The organism is Streptomyces sp. NPDC002076 (genome assembly GCF_053593835.1).
On record NZ_JBSFDI010000003.1, the window covers coordinates 224,410 to 245,250 of the forward strand.

Genomic DNA, 20,841 nt, shown 5'->3' on the forward strand with positions numbered 1-20,841 from the left:
CTCCGTCCGGCGGAGGGTGCGCGTCCGGCGCCGGGATCCGCTCACGTCCGCCAGCCCACCCGGTGTTCCGCCAGATGCGCCAGCACCGCGTGATTCGCCTCCCAGCCGTCCGGGAACTTCACCAGCGTGCCCAGCTGGACCGGTTCCGTGGACGGGTAGTCGTCCAGGAGGTCGCCGACGCCCGCGCGGCAGACCACGATGCAGGCGTGGCGGTGCCGGGAGGCCAGGACGCACAGGCGGCCGGTCTCCAGGTGGAAGGCGGTGGCGTCGGGGCGGCCGGAGAGCGGGTGCAGGACGACCGTGACGTCGTACTCCCGGCCCTGGAGACGGTTCGCGGTGTCCACCGTGACGTCCGCCACGCCCAGCTCGGCGAGCGCCGCACGGACCGCCGCCGCCTGGTCGCGATGGGCCGTGCCGACGGCGATGCGGTCCGCGGTGAGGGGAGCGGGATCGTCCGAGCGCTCGGAGACCGCCGCGCCGCCTCGGTCCAGCAGGCGGCGCACGACCGCGGCCACCGCCCGCACCGCCTCCGGGTCCGTGCGCGGGGTGTGCCGGGCGGGCAGTTCCAGCAGGCCCCAGCCGGACTCCGCCGCCTCGTCGATCACCTGGTCCGGGCCGGAGCCGTCGGAGGGGACGGCGAAGGTCAGGCGGCGGTCGCCGTGGTCCGTGCCGCTGCGGAAGGGCGTGTACGGGTAGAACGCGTCGGAGACCAGGGGCGCCGCCGAGGCGGGCAGCCGCCAGGAGACCGGGAGGCGGTGCTGGGGCAGGCCGGGGTTGTGGGCCAGCAGGGTGGTCACCGCGGAGGCCGAGGGGTCGTACGACAGGCCCGCCCACTGCTCGCTGCCGACGATCGCGAACGGGTCCAGCTGCCCGGGGTCGCCGACGAACAGCGCCCGCTCGAACAGGCCCGCCACGGCCAGCAGGGAGTCGGAGCGCATCTGGTACGCCTCGTCGACGATCGCGTGCCGCCAGGGTTCGTCCACCTTGACGTGCGCCCACTTCGCGGCCGTGGACAGGACCACCGGCAGGCCGTTCAGATCGGCCGCCTTCGCCGACGTGCGGATCTGCGGCAGCTCGTCCAGCGCCTTGTCGTAGGGGTCGCTGTCGCTGCTGTGCAGGCGGCCGACCGGCAGGTCCGGGTTCTTCTCGGCGAGCCGCAGCACGAGATCGTCCACCTGGGCGTTCGTCTGCGCCACCACCATCAGCGGGCGGCCCGCCCCGGCCAGTTCGAGGGCCGCGCGGACCACGAGCGTCGACTTCCCGGCACCCGGCGGGGAGTCCACGACCACACCGCGCTCGGTGCCGTGCAGGGTGTCGTGGAGGATCGCGTCGGTGGCGCGGGCGGCAGCGGCTCCGGGGTCGAAGTCGACCGTCGTCACAGCACGTCCTCCTCGGTGATCGGATCGGCGGCCTCCTGGAGGGCCTCACCCGGCGGGCCGCCGTGGGTCCACGGGGTCTCCTCCGGGTCGGGCAGCTTCGCGCCGCCGCGCTGCTCGTGCTCGAACAGGGTGAAGCAGATCCGGTCGCCCTTCTCCGGCACCGAACCGGGCTCCGGCTCCCTGCCGCGCCCCATCTTGTCCAGGACGCGGAGGACCAGCACACCCCCGTCCGAGGAGCCCTCGTACCCGGCGAACTCCAACGACTGCGGCTTGCCGCCCAGCGAGCGGTACACCCTCGCCCGCTCGGCGAGATGCGGCCGGTCGTCGGTGCGGACCGTCACCAGCGGGCGCGGGCTCGGCCGCTTGCCCTCGCTGTACGCCATGACGACATCGGTCACCTCGCCCGCGAACGCCTCCCCGGCCAGCCGCCGGCCCGCCATCACCAGCGGGTCGTCCAGCGCCTCCTGCGCCTCCAGCCGCGCCTGCTCGCGCTCGCGCGTGGCCAGCTTGTTCGCCGCCGTCACCGCGTCGTCCCGGCGCGGCTGCGGGGGCTCGCCCGCCAGTACCCGGTCGCGGTGCCCGGTGAAGGACCAGCGGTCGCGGGTCCAGCGCTCCGCCACATGAGCGCCCTCCGGCAGTGCCCGCAGCAGGTCCAGACCCCGCCACACCGCGTCCCAGGTGGGCCGGGTGCGGCTTGCCACCAGGTCGCGGATCTCCCGCTCGGCCGCCGTGAGCGCGGCCAGCCGGTCGTCGGCGGCCAGGGCGTCCTCGGCGGCGGCGAGCGCGGTGCGCGCGCGGTCGTAGCGCTCGATCGCCGGGGCCAGCAGCTTGTTGTCGAACGCCGGGTCGGTGGCGGGTCCGGCCGGCGGGCACAGCAACTGGCCGGCGGAGTCGCGGGCGAGCTCGGCCCGGCGCGCGGCCTCGGCGCCGGAAGTGCCCTCCGGAGGATCGATCCAGGCGAGCAGTGCGCCCAGGTGCTGGTCCTCCAGACTGGACTGGCCGGTCGCCCAGTGCCGGGACAGCACGTCGGTCAGGGCGAGCAGGAGCGAGGAGCCGGGGACGCGGGACCGCTCGCCGTAGTGGGTGAGCCACCGGCCGAGCAGCGGCACCCGGGGCGGCGCCGGGTAGGGGGCGTCCGGGTCCTGCTCGGCGGTCCGGCGGAACCGCATCGAGCGGCCCAGCAGCCGTACGAAGTCCAGGCCCGCGCGGCTCGGCACGATCAGCTGGGGAGCGTCCGCGCACAGTTCCACCTCGACCTTGACCCGCTTGCCGGTCTCCGGGTCGGTCTCGGTGCGCTCGGCCGCCTCCACCGACTCGGCGTAGGAGTCGATGTACGGCAGGACGACATCGGCCAGGTCGGCGAGGAAGGAGAAGCGCAGATCGCGGTCGCGGGGCTGCGGCACGACCAGCAGGCGCGGCGCGTCCCGGTCGGTGCCGACCAGCGCGCCGAGCGGGGCGCCCGCCTCACCGGCGGTGGTGAGCGGCACGAACACCAGCGGGCATGTCGACAGATGGCGGTGCCGGACGGTCGCGGCGGGCTGGGCCCGGCCACTGCTGACGGCCTCCAGCCGGGCGAGGGTGGCGATCAGGGACACGGGGCGACCTCCTGGCGCGGCGCGTCCGCCAGGGCCTCCGTGCGCAGGGCCGCCGCCCGGCGCAGGGCCACAACCGCCGGGTCGGCCGGGTCGCCGCTCTCGCCGCGGGCCGCCGCGAGGACGTCCTCGACCGTGGTCAGACCGCCCAGTTCCGCGCGCAGCGGCCGGCCCAGGCGGGTGACGGCACCCTCCTCGCGGGAGCGTTCCCGGCAGTGGAAGGCCAGTTCGCACGCGGACAGGCACTCGGGCGCGTACGTCGCCGGGACCGCCGCCACGGCCGCCGTCAGCTCCTCGGCGCTGCGGTCGGGCGCGAAGCACGTGCCCTCGGGCAGGGTCTCGGCGATCTCCTCGATCCGGGTGAGCCGGGCCAGCTGACGGGCGGTGACCGCGCGCTGCTTGCGGACGTCGACCGCGGACGCGGCGGGCAGGTTGGAGAAGTCCTTCGGGCACACCAGCAGGATCCGGTGCCGTACGACCGGGGCGGGATCGAGCCGCGCCGCGACGTTCTCCAGGGCCAGCACGTACACCGCCGCCTGCCGGGCCGCCGCGCCGACCTTCGCCGGGTCCGCCGAACCGTCCAGCATCGGGAACGACTTGATCTCCACCACCGACCAGCTGCCGTCCGGGTGCACCACCACCGCGTCCGGCTCCAGGAAGGCGAGTGAGCCCGCCACGTCCAGCGCGAGCATCGGATGGTCCAGCAGGGTCCAGCCGCCCGCCTGCGTGGCCTCGCGCAGCGCCAGCGCCGTCCGGGCAGCACGCCCCTCGGGGCCGTGCGCGGTCAGGTCGGGTACGGCGGCACCCTCGGGCGGTTCGGCGCCCGGATCCAGGCGGGCGTGCGCCAGTCGCAGCAACTCCGCGCCGCCGTCGGCCTTCACCTTCGCCTCGAACGCGTTCCCACGGGTCAGCGCGAACTGCGACTGCCCGAACCCGGACGGCGCGCCCAGCGCGCTCGCCAGCCGCGCCTTGTCCACCCCGGCGCCGTCCAGGATCGCCCGCCGCTCGCACCCGGGGTTCGCGGCGAGCGCTGCGAGGGCGCGCGCGTCCAGGGTCTTGGCCGGTACGTCGGGACCGCGCAGCTCAGCGAGCCGGTGCCGGAGCCCCTTCTCCCGCGTCGCTGGGGGAGGCGTCCGGTTCGGCCCCGGCGTCGAGCTGCGACTCGCGCTGCCGTGGAATTCGCTCACCCGCGGAAGTCTGGCATCCGGCACTGACAATCGGGGAACCCGTGCCGTCCGTGACCGGTGTGCGGCGCGGGAACAGCCGGGCCCGGACCAGGTCCACGGCCCATGTCACGCGCGGCGCGAGCAGCAGGCCGACACCCATCACGGCGACGCCCGCGACCGCGTCGAGGAAGTAGTGGTTGGCGGTGCCCATGACCACGAGGGCGGTGCCCAGCGGATAGAGGACGCCGAGGATCTTCGCCACGCGCGTGCCGCCGTGCCGCCACAGCATCACCCCGCACCACAGCGCCCAGCCGACGTGCAGACTCGGCATGGCCGCGTACTGGTTGGTCATCCCGCCCATGCCGCGCGGCGCGCTCGCCTCGCCGCCCCACCAGCCGTACGAGCTGTAGTGGGCCATGGTGTCCACGAAGCCGTGGTCCGCGGAGAGCAGCCGGGGCGGGCAGGTCGGCAGCAGGGTGAAGCCGATCAGGCCGATGAACGTGGACGCCATCAGCCAGGTGCGGGCCTGCCGGTAGTGCTCGGCGCGGGTCCGGAACAGCCAGACGAGGATGGCGGGCGTGACCAGGTAGTGCAGCGAGGCGTACCAGAAGTCGGCCGGTATCCCGAGCCAGGGTTCGCGGGTGAACAGCCGGTTGAGCGGGTGCTCGGCGTTGAGGCTCAGGGCCTTCTCGATGCGCAGGATCGCCAGGCCGTGGTCGACGGCGGAGGAGACGTCACCGCGGGCGAGCAGGCGGCCGGCGGAGTAGCAGCCGTAGACGAGGAGGATCAGGGGCAGCTCGGTCCACCAGCGCAGCCGGGTACGCGGGGCCCCCTCGGTGCCCGGTGTCTCGGTCTGCGGCATCCGATCGCCCTCCCCCTTGTCGCTGTGCGGTGCGCCCCGGAGGGCGACCGTGTCACTTTACGGTGTCCGTTTCCCCGCCCATGAGGGCGCTCCGGCCCACAAAGACGCCGAGATCGCCCCCCGGGTTGCCCCGGCCGGGGGTGAGCGATGATGAGAGGGTCCGCTTCGCTTCCGGAAAGGTCTCTCATGGCACCGCGCATCCTGCTGGCCCGGCACGGACAGACGGAATGGTCACTGTCCGGCAAGCACACCGGCAGGACCGACGTACCGCTGCTGGAGGAGGGCCGGCGGGGAGCCAAGCTGCTCGGCGAGCGACTGCACCGGGCCCCGCTGGACGGACTGCCCGGGGTGGAGGTGCGCACCAGTCCGCTGGCACGCGCACGTGAGACGTGCGAACTCGCCGGTTTCGGCGACCGGGCCGCCACCTGGGACACGCTCATGGAGTGGGACTACGGCGCCTACGAGGGCATGACGCCGGACCAGATCCAGGCCGTGCGGCCGGGCTGGCTGATCTGGCGGGACGGGGTCCATGGGGGCGAGACCCTCGCCGACGTCACCGCACGCGCGGACGAGGTGGTGTCCTGGGCCCGCTCGGCCGACCGCGATGTCCTGGTCTTCGCCCACGGCCACATCCTGCGCTCCATAGGCGCGCGCTGGCTGGGCCTCCCGCTGGACTTCGCCGCGCGGATACGCCTGAACCCGACCTCGCTGTCGGTGCTGGGCTGGGCGTACGGGGAGCCGGCGATCGAGAGCTGGAACGACTTGGGGCACTTGGCGGGATGAGGGAGCGCCCCGAAGGGGCGCGGGGGACTGCGCGAGCAAGCACGACTCACCCGCAGACCGGCGACTACGGTCAGGCCCTCCCCGTCCTCGGCACAGCGGCGTGCCGGTCAAGGAACTCGGAGACCCCCGACGCCCGCCGGTGCGGCAGCAGCACCCTCGCCGTTCCCGCCAGCATGCTCTGAATACGCGAGGACTGGACCTCGTCCAGCAGAGCCAGCGCCTGCAAGCCCGCGGCGGCCGCCTCGTCCGGCCGCCCCTCACGCGCGAGATCGTCGGCCAGTTCCGCGGTGTACAGCGCGATGTTGCGCGTGAAGTGCGGATCCTGCAGATGCGCCGCCCGGCGCGCGTGCCGGGCCGCCCGCCGCCAGTCGCCCAGCATGGACCAGCACTGCGCCTCCAGCCCCTCCAGCTCGGCCTCTCCGTAGAAGCTCATCCACTCGGGGTCGGCCTCCGAGCGGCCCCGCGCGAAGAGGGTCTGGGCCCGGACGAGCGCCTGTTCACAGCCGGTGCGGTCGGCGAGCCCCGCCCAGCCGCCGGCTTCCCGCAGTGCGAGCAGGGACATCAGGCGCGCCGAACCCAGCGGTGCGGCCGCGCGCTGGGCGGCCTGCGCGGCGCGGACCGCCTCCCGGGGGCGGCCGGCGTCCCGCGCCAGGAACGCGGTGTTGCAGAAGGCGTGCGCCTCCAGCGCCGGGTCCCCGGTCATCCGGGCCGTGGCCAGCGCCTCCGCGTAGTGCGAGCGCGCGTCGTCGAAGCGGCCGGAGTCGTGCGCCAGCCAGCCCACGGAGATGGCGAGTTCACCGGCGCCCGAGTGGAGCCGTTCCGCGGTGGTCTGCCGGGTCGCGCCCGCGTCGAGCAGCGCGTACGCCGCGCGCAACGGAGCCGCCGCGCGCCGGTACAGGCCGTCCGCGCCGTGCCGGTCGTCGAGCAGCCGGATCCGGCGGACCGCCTCCTCCAGGGCGAGCGCCTCCGGGGTCCCGGGCCGGCGAGCGGTCCGGACCGCGGCCGCGGCGTCCGTGGTGAGCCCCAGCGGGCCCAGTGTGGCGGCGGCCACCGTGGCGCCGCCGCCGGTCATGAATGCGCGACGCAGCACGTCGCTCTCCTCGTGGTTCAGATGGTCTTTCGCGTACGGTTCTGGCGCGCCGCACGGATCCTGCGTGTCATACGGTTCGAAAGCCCCCCGTGACTCACCGGGCGCCTGCGCGCCCACGGGTTCCCCGGGCACCTCCACCGCCGTACGCGCCGCACGGCCGCGGACGGCCGAACGGGGCGCGAAGCCGAGGTCGGTGAGGGTACGGCCGGGGAACATGTGCAGGAACACCCGTTCGTAGGCGTAGTTGGGGCAGCGGATCTCGCCCGCCTCCACCCTGCCGACGTAACGCGCGTCACAGCTCACCCGCTCACCGATCTCGCGCGCGGCGCGTCGTACGAGCGCCGCGAACTCGGCCGGTGAACGCCTGCCGCGCAGTCGCCGGAAGGCGAGGTTCGGCCGGGGTGGCCGTTCGGGCTGTGACGAGGTCTCGGTTGACGACGCCATGGCCGGGTCCTCTCGTGCGAACCGTCGAACCATGCCGGTGCCGGGGCGGATTCGGGACGAGTTGTCCGAGTGACGCCCTGGTTCCGGCGGGCATGAACGTACCTGCTGTGAAGGACCCGCCACGCTGTGTTTAGCTACAAACCGGATATCTCATCCACGATCTGCCATGAAGTGCCATCCTTTGCGGCGCACTTGTGCCGTAGCCGTTGACGCCCTCGAGCGTTGGGCTCCATGGACCGCGACAGGGCTGTGTGGAGGCCGGCATGGAGACCAGGGAGTCCAGCCAGAGCAACGAACCTTGTACGTCGCCGTCGTCGGGCGAGGGAGACGACCCGGACGCGGCGGCCTGCGACCTCGTGACCGTACCGGCCCGGCAGGGCCTGGAGGCGGTCGACATCCTGCGGCGGGGCGCCGGTGAGGCGATGGGGCCCGTGCTGCACGACGGCGGCTGCGCGACCCTCGGCTTCCTGGTCCCGGCGGGCACGGCGGCCGGCTGGGACGTGCCGGGCAGCATCTGCACGGAGACCGACGGCCGCGGACTCAGGCTGAACCCCGAGCCGCCGGTGGCGGGCTCCGACTGGCTGCTGCCGCCCGGCGAGGCCGATCTCGCCACCGACCCGGTGGTGCTGCGCCGGGCCCTCGGGGAGGCGGCCCGGATGATCGAGGCGGCCGACGGCTGCCAGTGAAGCGGCCCGGGCCCGCCGCCCGAGCCGACCGCCGCCGATGCGGCGAGCGCCCCGACGGGCTGCGAAGATGGTCGGATGGGCAGGTCCAGGAACACACGGCGCAGATCGGCGGCCGAGGAAGCCGTCGTGGAGGCGGTCGACGGCGGGCTCGCACAGCTCGTGCCCGACCCCGACCGGGGCCGCGCCTGGACGCTGCTGATCGACGGCGCGCCCCAGTCCCACGTCGACCTGGACGACCCCGGGTACCTCTCCTTCGAGTACCAGCGCCGGCTCGGCCATGTCATCGACCTCGTCGCCCCACCCGGCAGGCCCGTGCACGTCGTGCACCTCGGCGGCGGCGCGTTCACCCTCGCCCGGTACGCCGCCGCCAACCGGCCCCGGTCCACCCAGCAGGTCGTCGAGCGGGACGCGAGTCTGGTCCAACTGGTCCGCCGGGAGCTGCCGTTGGACCCGAACGCCCGGATCCGGGTCAGGTCGGCGGACGCCCGCGCGGGCCTCGCCAAGGTGCCGGACGGCTGGGCGGACCTGATCATCGCGGATGTCTTCAGCGGCGCCCGCACCCCGGCCCACCTCACCTCCACCGAGTTCCTGGACGAGGTCCGCCGGGCCCTGAAGCCGTCCGGGGTCTACGCCGCCAATCTCGCCGACGGCCCGCCGCTCGCCCATCTGCGCGGCCAGATCGCCACCGCCGCCGCCCGGTTCACCGAGCTCGCGCTGATCGCCGACCCGGCCGTGCTGCGCGGCAAGCGCTTCGGCAACGCCGTCCTGGTCGCCTCCGACGCCCCGCTCCCGGTCGCCGAACTCACCCGCCGTGCCGCCTCCGACCCGCATCCGGGCCGGGTCGAACACGGCAAGCCCCTCAGGGACTTCACGGGCGGCGCGGTCCCGGTGACGGACGCGGCGGCCGTGGCCTCGCCGGCCCCACCGCCCTCGGTGTTCCGGTGAGCTCAGCGGTCCGCAACCGGTTCAGTAGGTGCCGATGTCCACATGCGGCGGCCCGTCGTGCCAGGTGCACATCACCGACACCCGGTCCGTGCCCCGGCTGAACTCCACCCGGATCCAGGTCTCCGTCTTCCACACCTGCATCGACCAGCCGGTCCCCGGCGTCGCCGAGACGAGCGTGGCACTGGACGGGCCCAGGTCGAACACGGCCCGGCCGCCGTCGGTGTCGTACGACTTGACCTGGCCGGACGCGGACGCGCTGGGGGAGGGAGAAGGGCTCGGGGACCGCGTGGCGGCCGGAGTCGGCGGCGCCTGGCCGGCCGACGGCCGGTGCGACGGGACCGGCCGGCGTGCCGGCGAGGGAAGGGCCTTCGCGCCCTGGGTCGTCGCGTCGGCGGCCGTGACCGGCAGGGCGCGCGGCGGGTCGTACGCCGTCCCGGCCATCACCGTGTGCACACCCCACCACGACAGCGTGACCGCCGCTCCGGTCGAGAGCAGCCACGCCAGTACGTGTACGAGTCCTCTGCGCATCGCGGGCCATACTGCCCCAGGGGGACCGCCGTGCGCACACGCTCCGAGTTATCCACAGGCGCCGGTCCGGGGTGGGCCGCATGGCGTACGGTGCGGCGCATGGCAAGTGTGCTCGTGGTCGAGGACGACCAGTTCGTACGCTCGGCGCTCATCCGGCATCTGACCGACGCCGCACACACCGTGCGCAGCGTCGGTACGGCACTTGAGGCGCTGCGCGAGGTCGCCCATTTCCGTTTCGACCTGGTCATCCTGGACCTCGGACTGCCGGACCTGGACGGCTCCGAGGCGCTGAAGATGCTGCGCGGCATCACGGACGTCCCGGTGATCATCGCCACCGCCCGGGACGACGAGACGGAGATCGTCCGGCTGCTCAACGCCGGTGCGGACGACTACCTGACCAAGCCGTTCTCCGTCGAGCACCTCTCCGCGCGGATCGCGGCCGTGCTGCGCCGGGCCCGCTCGGCGGGCGGCGAGACCCCGCCGTCCAGCGTCCTGCGCGTGGGCGGTCTCACGGTCGACCCGCTGCGCCGTCAGGCCGAGTTGGACAGGGTCCGCCTCGACCTCACCCGCCGCGAGTTCGACCTGCTCGCCTTCCTCGCCGGCCGACCGGGGGTGGTCGTCCCGCGCAGGGAACTCCTCGCCGAGGTCTGGCAGCAGTCCTACGGTGACGACCAGACCATCGACGTCCATCTGTCCTGGTTGCGCCGGAAACTGGGGGAGACGGCCGCCCGGCCCCGCTATCTGCACACGCTCCGGGGTGTCGGCGTGAAGCTCGAACCGCCCACGGAACCGGCCGCGGAGGGGGAGCCGGTGCGATGAGATGGGCCCTGGTCAAGGTCTGCCTGGCGGTCACCACCATGGTCGTGGTCGCCTTCGCGGTCCCGCTCGGCCTGGTCGTCAAGGAGATGGCCCGCGACCGGGCGTTCTCCAACGCCGAGCGGGAGGCCGCCGCGGTCGCGCCGGCGCTGTCCATCACCACCGACCGGGACAAGCTGGAGCGCGTCGTGGCCTCGGCCGGCGCCGACTCCGGGATGGCCGTGCACCTGCCCGCCGACGGCGGCCGGTCCGTGCTGGACCTCGGCCGGCAGCGCGCCGCCGACCGTGACATCCAGGCCGTACGGAAACTGGGCCGGGCCTCCACCACCTCCGTGGCCGGCGGCTCCACACTGCTCCAGCCGGTCGCGCTGGGCTCCGGTGACATCGCGGTCGTCGAGGTGTACGTCCCCGAGTCCGAGATGACCAACGGCGTCGGCACGGCCTGGGCGGTGCTCGCGGCCGTCGGCCTCGCGCTGATCGTCGGCTCGGTCGCGGTCGCCGACCGGCTCGGGGTGCGCATGGTGCGGCCCGCCCAGCGGCTGGTGCGGGGCGCGCACGATCTGGGCGAGGGCAAGCTGGGCGCCCGGGTGCCGGAGGACGGTCCGACCGAACTGCGGCTCGCGGCCGTGGCGTTCAACGCCATGGCCGACCAGGTCGTCCAACTCCTCGCGAACGAAAGAGAGCTGGCCGCCGACCTCTCGCACCGGCTGCGCACACCGCTGACCGTGCTGCGGCTCAACGCGGCCTCCCTGGGCGGCGGACCGGCCGCCGAGCAGACCCGGGCCGCGGTCGCCCAGCTGGAGCGCGAGGTCGACACCATCATCCGTACGGCCCGGGAGGCCAAGCCGCAGACGGCCGCCCTCGGCCCCGGCGCCGGGTGCGACGCGGCCGAAGTGGTGCGTGAGCGCATGGAGTTCTGGTCCGCGCTCGCCGAGGACGAGGGCCGCAAGTGGCGGGTGGCCGGGGTCGAGCGGCCGGTGCGCATACCCGTGGCCCGCGCCGACCTGGCCGCCGCGCTCGACGCGCTGCTCGGCAATGTGTTCCGGCACACCGCCGAGGGCACCGCCTTCGCGGTCGACGTGCACAACGGCGAGGACGCGGTGATCGTGCTGATCTCCGACGCGGGCCCCGGCATCGCGGACCCCGAGGCGGCGATGGCCCGTGGCCGCGGTTCCGGGAACGCCGGTTCGACCGGCCTCGGGCTCGACATCGTGCGCCGGCTCGCCGAGTCCACCGGCGGGGACGTCCGGATCGGCTCCTCGGTGCTGGGCGGCACCGAGGTGCGGATCTGGTTCCAGCTGGACGGGCGGCGGCCGGTGGCTCGGGGGCGTGTCCGAAGACGCCGAGCGGGCAAACCGGTCCCCACTGGTCTCGACCATTAATCGTCCCCGATCCCTTCCTTAAGCGAACCCTAAGGTCTGCAACGGCCGCCCCGATCGGGCGGTTTGCCCGATTCCGGAACGCTAGCGTGCTGCCGCACCTCACCCCCGTGAACAGCGAAGGCAGGCACGCGCATGACCACGCACCGGCGCAGGATCAGCGGCAGGAACAAGGCGATCGGCGGTCTCGTGGCCGCGGCTGTGGTCGGCGGTGGCGCGCTCCTGCTCACCGGCACCGCCAACGCGGCCGGAGTGAACGCCGCGTACACCAAGACCAGCGACTGGTCGACCGGGTACACCGCGCAGTACGTCGTGACCAACAACAGCGGCCAGACCGAGAAGACCTGGACCCTGGAGTTCGACCTCCCGGCGGGCGCCAGGCTCAGCTCACTCTGGAACGGCGAGTCGAGCGTCAGCGGTTCGCACGTCACCGTGAAGCCCGCGAAGTGGGACACCGAGGGCCTCGCCCCCGGCAAGTCGGTGACCGTCGGTTTCGTGGTCGACGGCAGCGGCGACCCGACGGGCTGTCGTATCGACGACGCCCAGTGCTCCGCGGACGGCGGCGCCACGCCGGAGCCCAGCGGCCGCCCCACCGCGCCCCAGTCGCCGGCCCCCACTGCCGCCCCGACCAAGAGCGGCACCCCCGCCCCGACCGCCTCCCAGACGACCGGCAGCGGCAGCGGAACCGGCACCACCGCCTCCGCCGGCTTCGCCCCGTACGTCGACACCTCCCTCTACCCGGCCTTCGACCTGGCCGGCGCGGCCGACGCGACCGGCGTGAAGAACTACAACCTCGCGTTCATCACCGACGGCGGCGGCTGCACCCCCAAGTGGGGCGGAGTGACCGACCTGACCGGCGACGCCGTCGCCGCGCAGATCGGCTCCCTGCGCGCCAAGGGCGGTGACGTCCGGGTCTCCTTCGGCGGCGCCTCCGGCTCCGAACTGGCCACCACCTGCTCCTCGGCGGACGCGCTGGCGGCGGCGTACGGCAAGGCGGTCGACGCGTTCAAACTGACCAAGGTCGACTTCGACGTCGAGGGCGGCGCCCTGCCGAACACCGCGGCCAACACCCGCCGGGCCCAGGCCATCGCCAAGCTCCAGGCCCAGCACCCGAACCTGGACGTCTCCTTCACCCTCCCGGTGATGCCCGAGGGCCTCACCCAGGACGGCGTGAACCTGCTGTCCAACGCCAAGTCCAACGGCGTGCGGATCTCCACCGTCAACATCATGGCGATGGACTACGGCGCCTCGTACAACGGCGACATGGGCGACTACGCCCAGCAGGCCGCGACGGCCACCCAGGCCCAGGTCAAGAGCGTGCTCGGTCTGTCCGACTCCGCCGCCTGGAAGACGGTCGCGATCACCCCGATGATCGGCGTCAACGACGTCTCCTCCGAGATCTTCAAGGTGGACGACGCCACCCAGCTGGTGAACTTCGCCAAGTCCAAGGGCCTCGGCGGCCTGTCCATGTGGTCCGCCGCCCGTGACAAGCAGTGCGCAGGCGGCGCGAAGAACTCCGCCGACCCCACCTGCAGCTCGATCGTCCAGGACAAGTTCGCCTTCTCGAAGGCGTTCGGCGCCTTCAACTGACCCTGCGGACCGGGCGCTGACGTCAGGGCTCGGCATCAACGAGGGCCTTGCCAAGGGTCTTGCCGAGGGCCGTGCCAAGCCGATCAGGATCGCGTGATGTGCTGCGAGGACCTGTTCGCGGGGACGTGACAGCCGCGGACCCCGCCACTGCGCAGCCCCGTCCGGGACGCGGCCCGCCCCCCCACGGCGGGCCGCGCCTGTCTGTCAGGCCGCCGGCTCCACCCCCGGCAGCGTGCCCGTCCGAGCCGCCTCCCCGTACCAGCGGGCGCTCGACTTCGGCGTGCGCTTCAGCGTCGCGTAGTCCACGTACACCGCGCCGAACCGCTTGCCGTAGCCGTACGCCCACTCGAAGTTGTCCATCAGGGACCACAGGTAGTAGCCGCGGACATCGGCGCCGTCGGTGATCGCGCGGCGGACCGCGGACAGGTGGCCGTGCAGGTAGGCGATGCGCTCGGGGTCGTGGACGCGGCCTTCGGGGTCGGGCTTGTCGTCGTAGGCCGCGCCGTTCTCCGTGACGTACAGCGGCAGGCCCGGGGCCTCGCGCGTGTAGCGCAGGAGGAGGTCGTACAGGCCCGTCGGATCGATCGTCCAGCCCATCTCCGTGCGCTCGCCCGGCGTCTGATGGAAGAGCACGTCGTCGGCGCCCGGCCAGGGGGAGTGCTCGCTGGCGCCGTGGCCGTCCGCCCGCGGGCCCCTGACCTCGCCGGACGCGGCCGAGACCAGGGCCGGGGTGTAGTAGTTCAGGCCCAGCCCGTCCAGCGGGACGTTGATCGCGCGCGTGTCGCCGTCCAGGACGTACGACCAGTCGGTGATCGAGGACGTGGCCTCCAGCAGCGACGAGGGGTACGCCCCGTGCAGCATCGGGCCGTGGAAGATGCCGTTGGCGAGGTCGTCGATCCGGCGGGCCGCGGCCAGGTCGGCCGGGTCCTGCGAAAGGGGCCGTACGACAGAGGAGTTGAGGCTGATCGCGATCTCGTTGCGGGCCGGCATCACCGAGCGCAGGGCCGACGCCGCCAGGCCGTGCGCCAGATTGAGGTGGTGGGCGGCGCGCAGCGAGGCCGCCGGGTCGGTGCGGCCGGGGGCGTGGACGCCCGAGCCGTAGCCCAGGAAGGCGCTGCACCAGGGCTCGTTGAGGGTGATCCACTGCTCCACCCGGTCGCCCAGCGCCTCGCCGACCAGCCGCGCGTACTCGGCGAACCGCAACGCGGTGTCCCGCTGCGGCCAGCCGCCCGCGTCCTCCAACTCCTGCGGCAGGTCCCAGTGGTAGAGGGTGAGCGCCGGTTTGATGCCCTTCGCCAGCAGCTCGTCCACCAGGCGGCGGTAGAAGTCCAGGCCGCGCTGGACCGCGGGGCCCCGGCCGGTGGGCTGCACCCGGGACCAGGAGACCGAGAAGCGGTACGCGGTCAGGCCCAGCTCCGCCATCAGCGCCACGTCGTCGCGGTAGCGGTGGTAGTGGTCGACAGCGATGTCACCGGTCTCGCCGCCGGCCGTCCTGCCCGGTGTATGGCTGAAGGTGTCCCAGATCGAGGGGGTGCGGCCGTCCTCCCGCACCGCCCCCTCGATCTGGTACGCCGAGGTCGCGGCGCCCCAGAGGAAGGCGGGAGGAAAGGTCACGGAGGTAACGGGTTCAGGCATGGAAGCGCTCCCATTGGGGTCGTAGGAGACCTGGCGTAGTAGGTGAGGCGGAGGTACGAAGGGGCCGGGGCGGCGGTGGCCCGGCCCCTGGACGGCAGGCGGTCAGCCCTTGATCGCGCCCTGCATGATCCCGCCCACGATCTGCTTGCCGAACAGGACGAACGCGATCAGCAGCGGCAGCGTGCCCAGGAGGGCGCCCGCCATGATCACCGCCTGGTCGGGGACGTACCCGGTGCCGAGCGAGTTCAGGGCCACCTGCACGGTCGGGTTCTGCTGGTTCAGGGCGATGATCGGCCACAGGAAGTCGTTCCAGGCGAACACGAACGTCAGCAGGCCGAGCACGGCCATGGCCGGACGCGCCGCCGGGAAGACCACGTGCCAGACGATCCGGATGCTGCTCGCCCCGTCCACCCGGGCCGCCTCGATCAGCTCCGTCGGCAGCGCCTGCACCAGGTACTGCCGCATGAAGAACGTACCGAAGGCGGTGACGAGACTCGGCAGGATCACCGTCTGCAGCTGGTTGGACCAGCCGAGGTCCGACATCCACAGGTACAGCGGTACGACGGCCAGTTGCGGCGGGATCATCATCGTGCCGATGGTCAGCAGCAACAGCAGGCTGGAGAACCGGAACCGCAGCTTGGCGAAGGCGAAGCCGGCCAGGGTCGAGAACAGCACCGTGCTCACCGTGATCGTGCCCGCCACGATCACCGAGTTGAACATCGCGGTGCCCAGCCCCGCCTGGTCCCAGGCCGTCTGCAGGTTCTCGAACAGGTTGCCGCCGAACCACAGCGGCGGCGGTGTCTGCGCGAGCCGCCGGTCGGTGCGGGACGCGGCGATCGCCGTCCACACCAGCGGGGCGAGCGAGACCAGCGCGAAGACGGTGAGCACGACGTACGTCACCGGGCCCGCGTGCAGCTGCTTGCCCGCTCCCATCACCCGGCGAGGCCTGGCCGTCGGCGCCTTCGTCGCGGGCAGAGTCAGTTCACTCGTCGTCATTGGGACTTCCTCAGCCGTCGGGTGAGCAGCAGATTGACCGCGGCGATGACCAGCAGGATCAGGAACATCGACCAGGCGATCGCGGACGCCTTGCCGAGGTTGCCGATGATCCAGCCCTGGTCGTACATGTACAGGCCGAGCGTCTGGTACTGGTGCTCGGAGCCGCCCTTGGACCCGCTGACCCCGCCGAACAGCAGCGGCTCGCCGAAGAGCTGGGTCGCGCCGATGGTGGAGACCACGACCGTGAACAGGATCGTCGGGCGCAGCTGCGGGATCGTCACATGCCGGAACTGCTGCCAGCGGTTCGCCCCGTCGATCGCCGCCGACTCGTACAGATCCGTCGGGATCGCCTGCATGGCGGCGAGGTAGATCAGCGCGTTGTAGCCGGTCCACCGCCAGATCACGATCGACGACACCGCGAACTGCGAACCCCAGTCGGACTCACGCCAGTTGACGGCGTGCAACCCGACGAAGTGCAGGATCCAGTTGACCATGCCGCCGTCCCACGAGTACAGCAGCGTGAACACCAGGGTCGCCGCGGCCACCGAGGTGGCGTAGGGGGTCAGCATCACCACGCGCCAGACGGTGGAGCCCCGCAGCCGGTAGTTCAGCAGATGCGCGAGCCCGATCGCGGCCAGCAACTGCGGCACGGTCGAGATGACACCGATGGTCAGGGTGTTCTTCAGCGCGTTCCAGAAGAAATCCGAGGACCAGAGGTTCTTGTAGTTGTCCAGGCCCGCCCAGGTCTGGTGGTCGAGGGACGACAACTGCACGTCGTGCAGCGAGTACCAGGCCGTGTACAGCAGCGGGACCAGTGTGAACGCCCCGAACAGGATGAAGAACGGGGACACGAAGGCGTACGGCGACGCCTTCATGTCCCAGCGGTACAGCCGGCTGCGCCAGGAGTCGGCACCCGCCGGCGCACCGCGACCGTGAGCGCCCCGCGCCGCGCCCGGCGGGGTGCCGGGCGCGGCGTCGGCGCTCGACGCGGGATGCGCGAGAGCCTGCTTGGGGCTGGTCACTGGCCGAGCACGTCCTTGATCTCCTTGGACGCCGCGTCCCAGCCCTGGGACGGCGACTTGCCCTTCTGCTCGACCTGGAGGATGCCGACGTCGGTGATCGCGGAGTTGATCGGCTGGTCCTTGATGCCGAAGTACTGCGTCGGGATCGTCTTCGCCGAGTCGGAGAAGATCTGGGTGAGCGGCGCGTTCGAGAAGTACGCCGTGGTGTCCGCGGCCGGCTTCAGGCTCGCGTACGCCGACGGGGTCGACGGGAAGCTCGCCTGCTTGGCGAAGACCTTGGCCTGCTGCTCGGGCGCGGTCAGCCACTTGGCCAGTGCGACGGCCTCCTTCTGGTGCTTGCTCGCGAGCGGCACGCCGAGGAAGGAGCCGCCCCAGTTGGCCGCGGTGGGCGCCGCCGCCACGTCCCACTTGCCCTTGCCGGAGTCACCGGACTTCTGCTCGATGTAGCCGATCATCCACGCCGGGCAGGCGACCGTGGCGAAGGTGGCGTTGGCGTAGCCCTGGTCCCAGGTCGGGTCGAACTGCTTCAGCTTCGCCGACATGCCGCTGGTGGCGACGTCCATGGCGTCGTTCCAGGCGTTCTTCACACCGTCGGACTTGTCCCAGGCGACGTTGCCGTCCTTGTCGTAGTACCGCTCGTCGCCGCCGCCGAGGGCCGCGTTGTACACGGAGGCCGCGGAGTCCACGAACTTGGTGCCCTTGGGCGCCTTCTTCATGTACTGCTTGCCGACGTCGACGTACTTGGCCCAGTCGCCCTTCCACATCTCGGCGAGCTTGGTCCGGTCGGTCGGCAGTCCCGCCTTCTGGAACAGATCCTTCCGATAGCAGATGGCCATCGGCCCGATGTCGGTCCCGAGTCCGATGAGCTTGCCGTCCTTGGTGGTGGCCTGGGCGTTCTTCCAGTCCAGCCACTGGGACTTGTCGACCTCCTTGCCGAGGTCCACGAACTTGCTCGCCTGCGTCTGCACGGCCTCGGTGATGTTGCCGACTTCGATGGCCTGGATGTCGTCGGTGCCGGAGCCGGCCTGGAGGCGGGTGAGCACCTTCGGCCAGTAGACGTCGGTGCGGGTGGTGACGTTCTCCTTGATGTTGATGTCCGGATGCAGCTTCATGTACTCGTCGTAGAGGCCGGCCTGCTTGTAGCCGAAGACGCCGAAGGTGCCGACGGTCAGCGTGATCTTGCCTTTGCCACTGCCGTTTCCGCCGCCGGAGCCGTCCGACGAGCCGTCGTTCGAGTCCTTGGCGCAGCCGGCCAGCAGCCCCGTGGTCAACGCGGCAACGGCCGCGAGGGCCATCAGCCGCTGGGACCGGCGGATGCTCGTGCGCATTGCGTCCTCCTGTTGCCTGACGTGCCGACCCCCCGGCCAACTGCATGGAATTGGGCCCGTTCGTACTCGCTGCGGCTCGGGCGGGGAACGTGCGGGATGTGTAGGTGCCAGGTAGTGTGGGAGCGCTCCCATGAGTGATGTGTTGAAGAGTCGCCGGTTGGCGGCGGGGTGTCAAGGGAACGGACGTGGACAACTGCGTTCAGTTATCTGAGCGTTAACTGGGCTGCAATCCAGCCCGTCCGGCGATTGAGGACGAGGCCGAAGGCCGATGAGCCGGGGTCCGGGGGCGGCAGCCCCTGGGACGGTCACTGCAGCGGACGGGACTGTTACATTCCAGCTCAGCACCAGGAGTCGGTCGAGAGAGGCGGAGCCCATGGCAAGCCACGGAGCGCGGGGCCGCAGCGGGGGCCGGCCCACGCTCGAGGAGGTCGCCGCCCGGGCCGGGGTCGGCCGGGGCACGGTCTCGCGGGTGATCAACGGCTCGCCCCGGGTCAGCGACGCCACCCGCGCCGCGGTCGAGGCGGCGGTCGCCGAGCTCGGCTATGTCCCCAACACCGCCGCCCGCGCCCTCGCCGCCAACCGCACCGACGCCATCGCGCTGGTCGTCCCCGAGCCGGAGACCCGCTTCTTCGCGGAGCCCTACTTCTCCGACATGCTGCGCGGAGTCGGCTCCGAGCTCTCCGACACCGAGCTGCAGTTGCTGCTGATCTTCGCGGGCGGCGACCGCGAGCGCCAACGCCTCGCGCAGTACCTGGCGGCCCACCGGGTGGACGGCGTCCTCCTGGTCTCCGTCCACGCCGACGACCCCCTCCCGGACCTGCTGGCCCAGCTGGAGATCCCGGCCGTGATCAGCGGCCCCCGCTCGGCCGGTGAGACGCTCACCTCGGTGGACTCGGACAACTACGGCGGCGCCCGCTCGGCCGTGGAGCACCTGCTCTCCCGCGGCCGTACCCGCATCGCGCACATCACCGGCCGCCTCGACGTCTACGGCGCCCAGCGCCGCGTCGACGGCTACCGCGACGCCCTGCGCGACGCGGGCCGGGAGGTGGACGAACTCCTCGTCGAACCGGGGGACTTCACCGAGGAGGGCGGCCGCCGGGCCATGTCGGTGCTGCTGGACCGGCGCCCGGACCTGGACGCGGTGTTCGCCGGCTCGGACGTGATGGCGGCCGGCGCCCGGCAGGTGCTGCGCGAGGCGGGCCGCCGTATCCCGGACGACGTGGCGTTGGTCGGCTACGACGACTCCGCCATCGCCCGCCACATGGACCCGCCGCTGACCAGCGTCCGCCAGCCCATCGAGGAGATGGGCCGCGCCATGATCGACCTCCTCCTCACGGAGATCGCCGACCGCCGCCCGCCCGTGTCCCGGGGGCTGGAACGGCGGCATGCGGTGCTGCCGACGGAGCTGGTGGCGCGGGCGTCGTCGTAACGCCGGTCGCGTCCGCGTACGTTCGCCTGCGAGCGTCCGCGTGTGTTCGCTCGCGTCCCGCGCGAGGCCGGGCGCCTGCGGGCCGGGCCGGCGGCGTCCGGTACGCGCCGGGGCGGAAACCGCGGTCCGCGCCGGGCCGGAGACGGTGGCCGGGCGGACGCGGACAGCGCCGGCGGACGGGGGTCAGCGGCCGCATGCCCGGTTCAGTGCCTCCTCCGCCTGTGCCGCCAGCGTGGCGACCAGGTCGGCTGCCGAGGGCAGGTCGGTGATGAGGTCCACACCCTCGCCGGCCCACTGCGGGAGCGCGGGGATGTCACCGCGTGCGACGGCCTCCCGGTACGACCGCCCGGCCTCGGGGTCGGCGGCGAGTTCCGTCTCCCGGCCGCGCCAGCGGTCCAGGAAGGGATGAGGAAGCGTACGGGCGGTGTACTCGGCCGGCCAGCGCGAGCCGCGGGCGATGTCCAGCACCCGGCTGCGCTCGGTGTCCTCGCCGCGTCCCGCGACGATGGCCCGGGCGGTCGCGGGATCGACCAGGGCCTCGGCCGTGGCCTGGAAGCGGGTGCCGAGCACGGCGCCCGCCGCCCCCAGGGCCAGGGCGGCCGCCACTCCCCGGCCGTCGGCGATCCCGCCGGCCGCGAGCACCGGCACCGGCGCCGCCAGGTCCACCACGACGGGCACGAACGGCAGCGTGGACCGCCCGTGCCGGGCCCCGTGCCCGCCGGCCTCGGTACCCTGCGCCACGATCACGTCGGCGCCCAGGTCCACCGCCCTGCGGGCCTCCTCCAGATCGGTGACCTGAAGGATCAGCGCCGCACCGGAGTCGCGGACGCGCTCGGCGAACGGGCTCGGGTCACCGAAGGACAGCATCACCGCCGCCGGACCGTGCTCCAGCGTCCACTCCACCGCACCGACATCGGTGGCCCACGCCTGGAAGCCGACGCCCCAGGGCTTTTTGGCGCCCTCGGCGGCGAGGACGGGCAGTTCCCGGGCCAGCCAGTCCCGGTCGCCGTTGCCGCTGCCCAGCAGTCCGAGCCCGCCGCCGCGCGAGACCGCCGCGGTCAGCGCCCCGCCGGCCGAACCGCCCATCGGCGCGAGGGCGATCGGATGCTCGACCCCGAACAAGTGCGTGAACGCCGTCGACAACCCCATGGCCGCGGTCTCCTCTCGTCAG

18 protein-coding genes are annotated in these 20,841 nt (G+C 72.9%); 7 read left to right on the top strand and 11 right to left on the bottom strand.

The genetic code is table 11. The features are described 5' to 3' along the window. Nucleotides 1–41: 41 nt before the first annotated feature. Genes ACWCQS_RS08280 through ACWCQS_RS08295 form a run of 4 tightly spaced genes read right to left on the bottom strand, consistent with a single transcriptional unit; the run spans nucleotide 42 to nucleotide 4,999 of the window. A complete protein-coding gene (locus tag ACWCQS_RS08280; RefSeq protein ID WP_451003692.1) occupies nucleotides 42–1,379 on the bottom strand; it encodes an AAA domain-containing protein in 1,338 nt (445 codons plus the stop codon). Beyond that, a complete protein-coding gene (locus ACWCQS_RS08285; RefSeq protein ID WP_451003693.1) occupies nucleotides 1,376–2,974 on the bottom strand; it encodes a hypothetical protein in 1,599 nt (532 codons plus the stop codon). The genes ACWCQS_RS08280 and ACWCQS_RS08285 overlap by 4 nt, the downstream gene beginning before the upstream one ends. Continuing rightward, nucleotides 2,965–4,158 (bottom strand): hypothetical protein, encoded by a 1,194-nt coding sequence (locus ACWCQS_RS08290; RefSeq protein ID WP_451003694.1) that lies wholly within the window; start codon nucleotides 4,156–4,158, stop codon nucleotides 2,965–2,967. The genes ACWCQS_RS08285 and ACWCQS_RS08290 overlap by 10 nt, the downstream gene beginning before the upstream one ends. Beyond that, on the bottom strand, nucleotides 4,055–4,999 hold the full coding sequence (locus ACWCQS_RS08295) for a phosphatase PAP2 family protein (RefSeq protein ID WP_451003695.1): 945 nt from the start codon (nucleotides 4,997–4,999) through the stop codon (nucleotides 4,055–4,057). The genes ACWCQS_RS08290 and ACWCQS_RS08295 overlap by 104 nt, the downstream gene beginning before the upstream one ends. 186 nt (nucleotides 5,000–5,185) lie before the next feature. Here ACWCQS_RS08295 and ACWCQS_RS08300 point away from each other — a divergent pair, with 186 nt between their 5' ends. Then, on the top strand, nucleotides 5,186–5,782 hold the full coding sequence (locus tag ACWCQS_RS08300) for a histidine phosphatase family protein (protein WP_451003696.1): 597 nt from the start codon (nucleotides 5,186–5,188) through the stop codon (nucleotides 5,780–5,782). 70 nt (nucleotides 5,783–5,852) lie between these two features. Here the strand turns inward: ACWCQS_RS08300 and ACWCQS_RS08305 are convergent, their stop codons facing one another. Further along, complete coding sequence (locus tag ACWCQS_RS08305) at nucleotides 5,853–7,316, bottom strand: hypothetical protein (RefSeq protein ID WP_451003697.1); 1,464 nt, start codon at nucleotides 7,314–7,316, stop codon at nucleotides 5,853–5,855. A 263-nt stretch (nucleotides 7,317–7,579) separates the two neighbouring features. Here ACWCQS_RS08305 and ACWCQS_RS08310 point away from each other — a divergent pair, with 263 nt between their 5' ends. Both ACWCQS_RS08310 and ACWCQS_RS08315 read left to right on the top strand, forming a co-directional pair. Next, entirely contained in the window at nucleotides 7,580–8,002 is a 423-nt protein-coding gene (locus ACWCQS_RS08310) for a hypothetical protein (protein ID WP_451003698.1), read from the top strand. A gap of 75 nt (nucleotides 8,003–8,077) precedes the next feature. Beyond that, nucleotides 8,078–8,947 carry a spermidine synthase gene (locus tag ACWCQS_RS08315; RefSeq protein WP_451003699.1) on the top strand — a complete coding sequence of 290 codons (870 nt, stop codon included), beginning with the start codon at nucleotides 8,078–8,080 and terminating at the stop codon, nucleotides 8,945–8,947. Between the two features lie 21 nt (nucleotides 8,948–8,968). On the opposite strand, the gene ACWCQS_RS08320 is transcribed toward ACWCQS_RS08315, so the two are convergent. Further along, nucleotides 8,969–9,475 carry a hypothetical protein gene (locus ACWCQS_RS08320; RefSeq protein WP_451003700.1) on the bottom strand — a complete coding sequence of 169 codons (507 nt, stop codon included), beginning with the start codon at nucleotides 9,473–9,475 and terminating at the stop codon, nucleotides 8,969–8,971. A 99-nt stretch (nucleotides 9,476–9,574) separates the two neighbouring features. On the opposite strand from ACWCQS_RS08320, the gene ACWCQS_RS08325 reads away from it, so the two are divergent. From ACWCQS_RS08325 to ACWCQS_RS08335, 3 genes are all read left to right on the top strand, one after another. Further along, nucleotides 9,575–10,294: a response regulator transcription factor gene (locus tag ACWCQS_RS08325; RefSeq protein WP_451003701.1), complete on the top strand. Its 720-nt coding sequence runs from the start codon at nucleotides 9,575–9,577 to the stop codon at nucleotides 10,292–10,294. Further along, the gene (locus ACWCQS_RS08330) at nucleotides 10,291–11,673 is read left to right on the top strand and encodes a sensor histidine kinase (protein WP_451003702.1); all 1,383 of its coding nucleotides are present in this window, start codon (nucleotides 10,291–10,293) and stop codon (nucleotides 11,671–11,673) included. The genes ACWCQS_RS08325 and ACWCQS_RS08330 overlap by 4 nt, the downstream gene beginning before the upstream one ends. 132 nt (nucleotides 11,674–11,805) lie before the next feature. Further along, on the top strand, nucleotides 11,806–13,260 hold the full coding sequence (locus ACWCQS_RS08335) for a glycoside hydrolase family 18 protein (protein WP_451003703.1): 1,455 nt from the start codon (nucleotides 11,806–11,808) through the stop codon (nucleotides 13,258–13,260). 204 nt (nucleotides 13,261–13,464) lie between these two features. On the opposite strand, the gene ACWCQS_RS08340 is transcribed toward ACWCQS_RS08335, so the two are convergent. The 4 genes from ACWCQS_RS08340 to ACWCQS_RS08355 form a co-directional block, all read right to left on the bottom strand. Next, on the bottom strand, nucleotides 13,465–14,895 hold the full coding sequence (locus ACWCQS_RS08340) for a GH1 family beta-glucosidase (RefSeq protein ID WP_451003704.1): 1,431 nt from the start codon (nucleotides 14,893–14,895) through the stop codon (nucleotides 13,465–13,467). A gap of 102 nt (nucleotides 14,896–14,997) precedes the next feature. Then, nucleotides 14,998–15,891, bottom strand: a complete 894-nt coding sequence (locus tag ACWCQS_RS08345) for a carbohydrate ABC transporter permease (RefSeq protein ID WP_451003705.1) — start codon at nucleotides 15,889–15,891, stop codon at nucleotides 14,998–15,000. Beyond that, nucleotides 15,888–16,913, bottom strand: coding sequence for a carbohydrate ABC transporter permease (locus ACWCQS_RS08350; RefSeq protein WP_451003706.1), 1,026 nt, complete (start codon nucleotides 16,911–16,913; stop codon nucleotides 15,888–15,890). The genes ACWCQS_RS08345 and ACWCQS_RS08350 overlap by 4 nt, the downstream gene beginning before the upstream one ends. Beyond that, nucleotides 16,910–18,241, bottom strand: coding sequence for an ABC transporter substrate-binding protein (locus ACWCQS_RS08355; protein WP_451003707.1), 1,332 nt, complete (start codon nucleotides 18,239–18,241; stop codon nucleotides 16,910–16,912). Before ACWCQS_RS08355 ends, ACWCQS_RS08350 begins: the two co-directional genes overlap by 4 nt. A 373-nt stretch (nucleotides 18,242–18,614) precedes the next feature. Here ACWCQS_RS08355 and ACWCQS_RS08360 point away from each other — a divergent pair, with 373 nt between their 5' ends. After that, on the top strand, nucleotides 18,615–19,670 hold the full coding sequence (locus ACWCQS_RS08360) for a LacI family DNA-binding transcriptional regulator (RefSeq protein ID WP_451003708.1): 1,056 nt from the start codon (nucleotides 18,615–18,617) through the stop codon (nucleotides 19,668–19,670). 183 nt (nucleotides 19,671–19,853) lie between these two features. Here ACWCQS_RS08360 and ACWCQS_RS08365 read toward each other — a convergent pair whose 3' ends face one another. Further along, nucleotides 19,854–20,819, bottom strand: coding sequence for an NAD(P)H-dependent flavin oxidoreductase (locus ACWCQS_RS08365; protein ID WP_451003709.1), 966 nt, complete (start codon nucleotides 20,817–20,819; stop codon nucleotides 19,854–19,856). Nucleotides 20,820–20,841 lie beyond the last annotated feature (22 nt).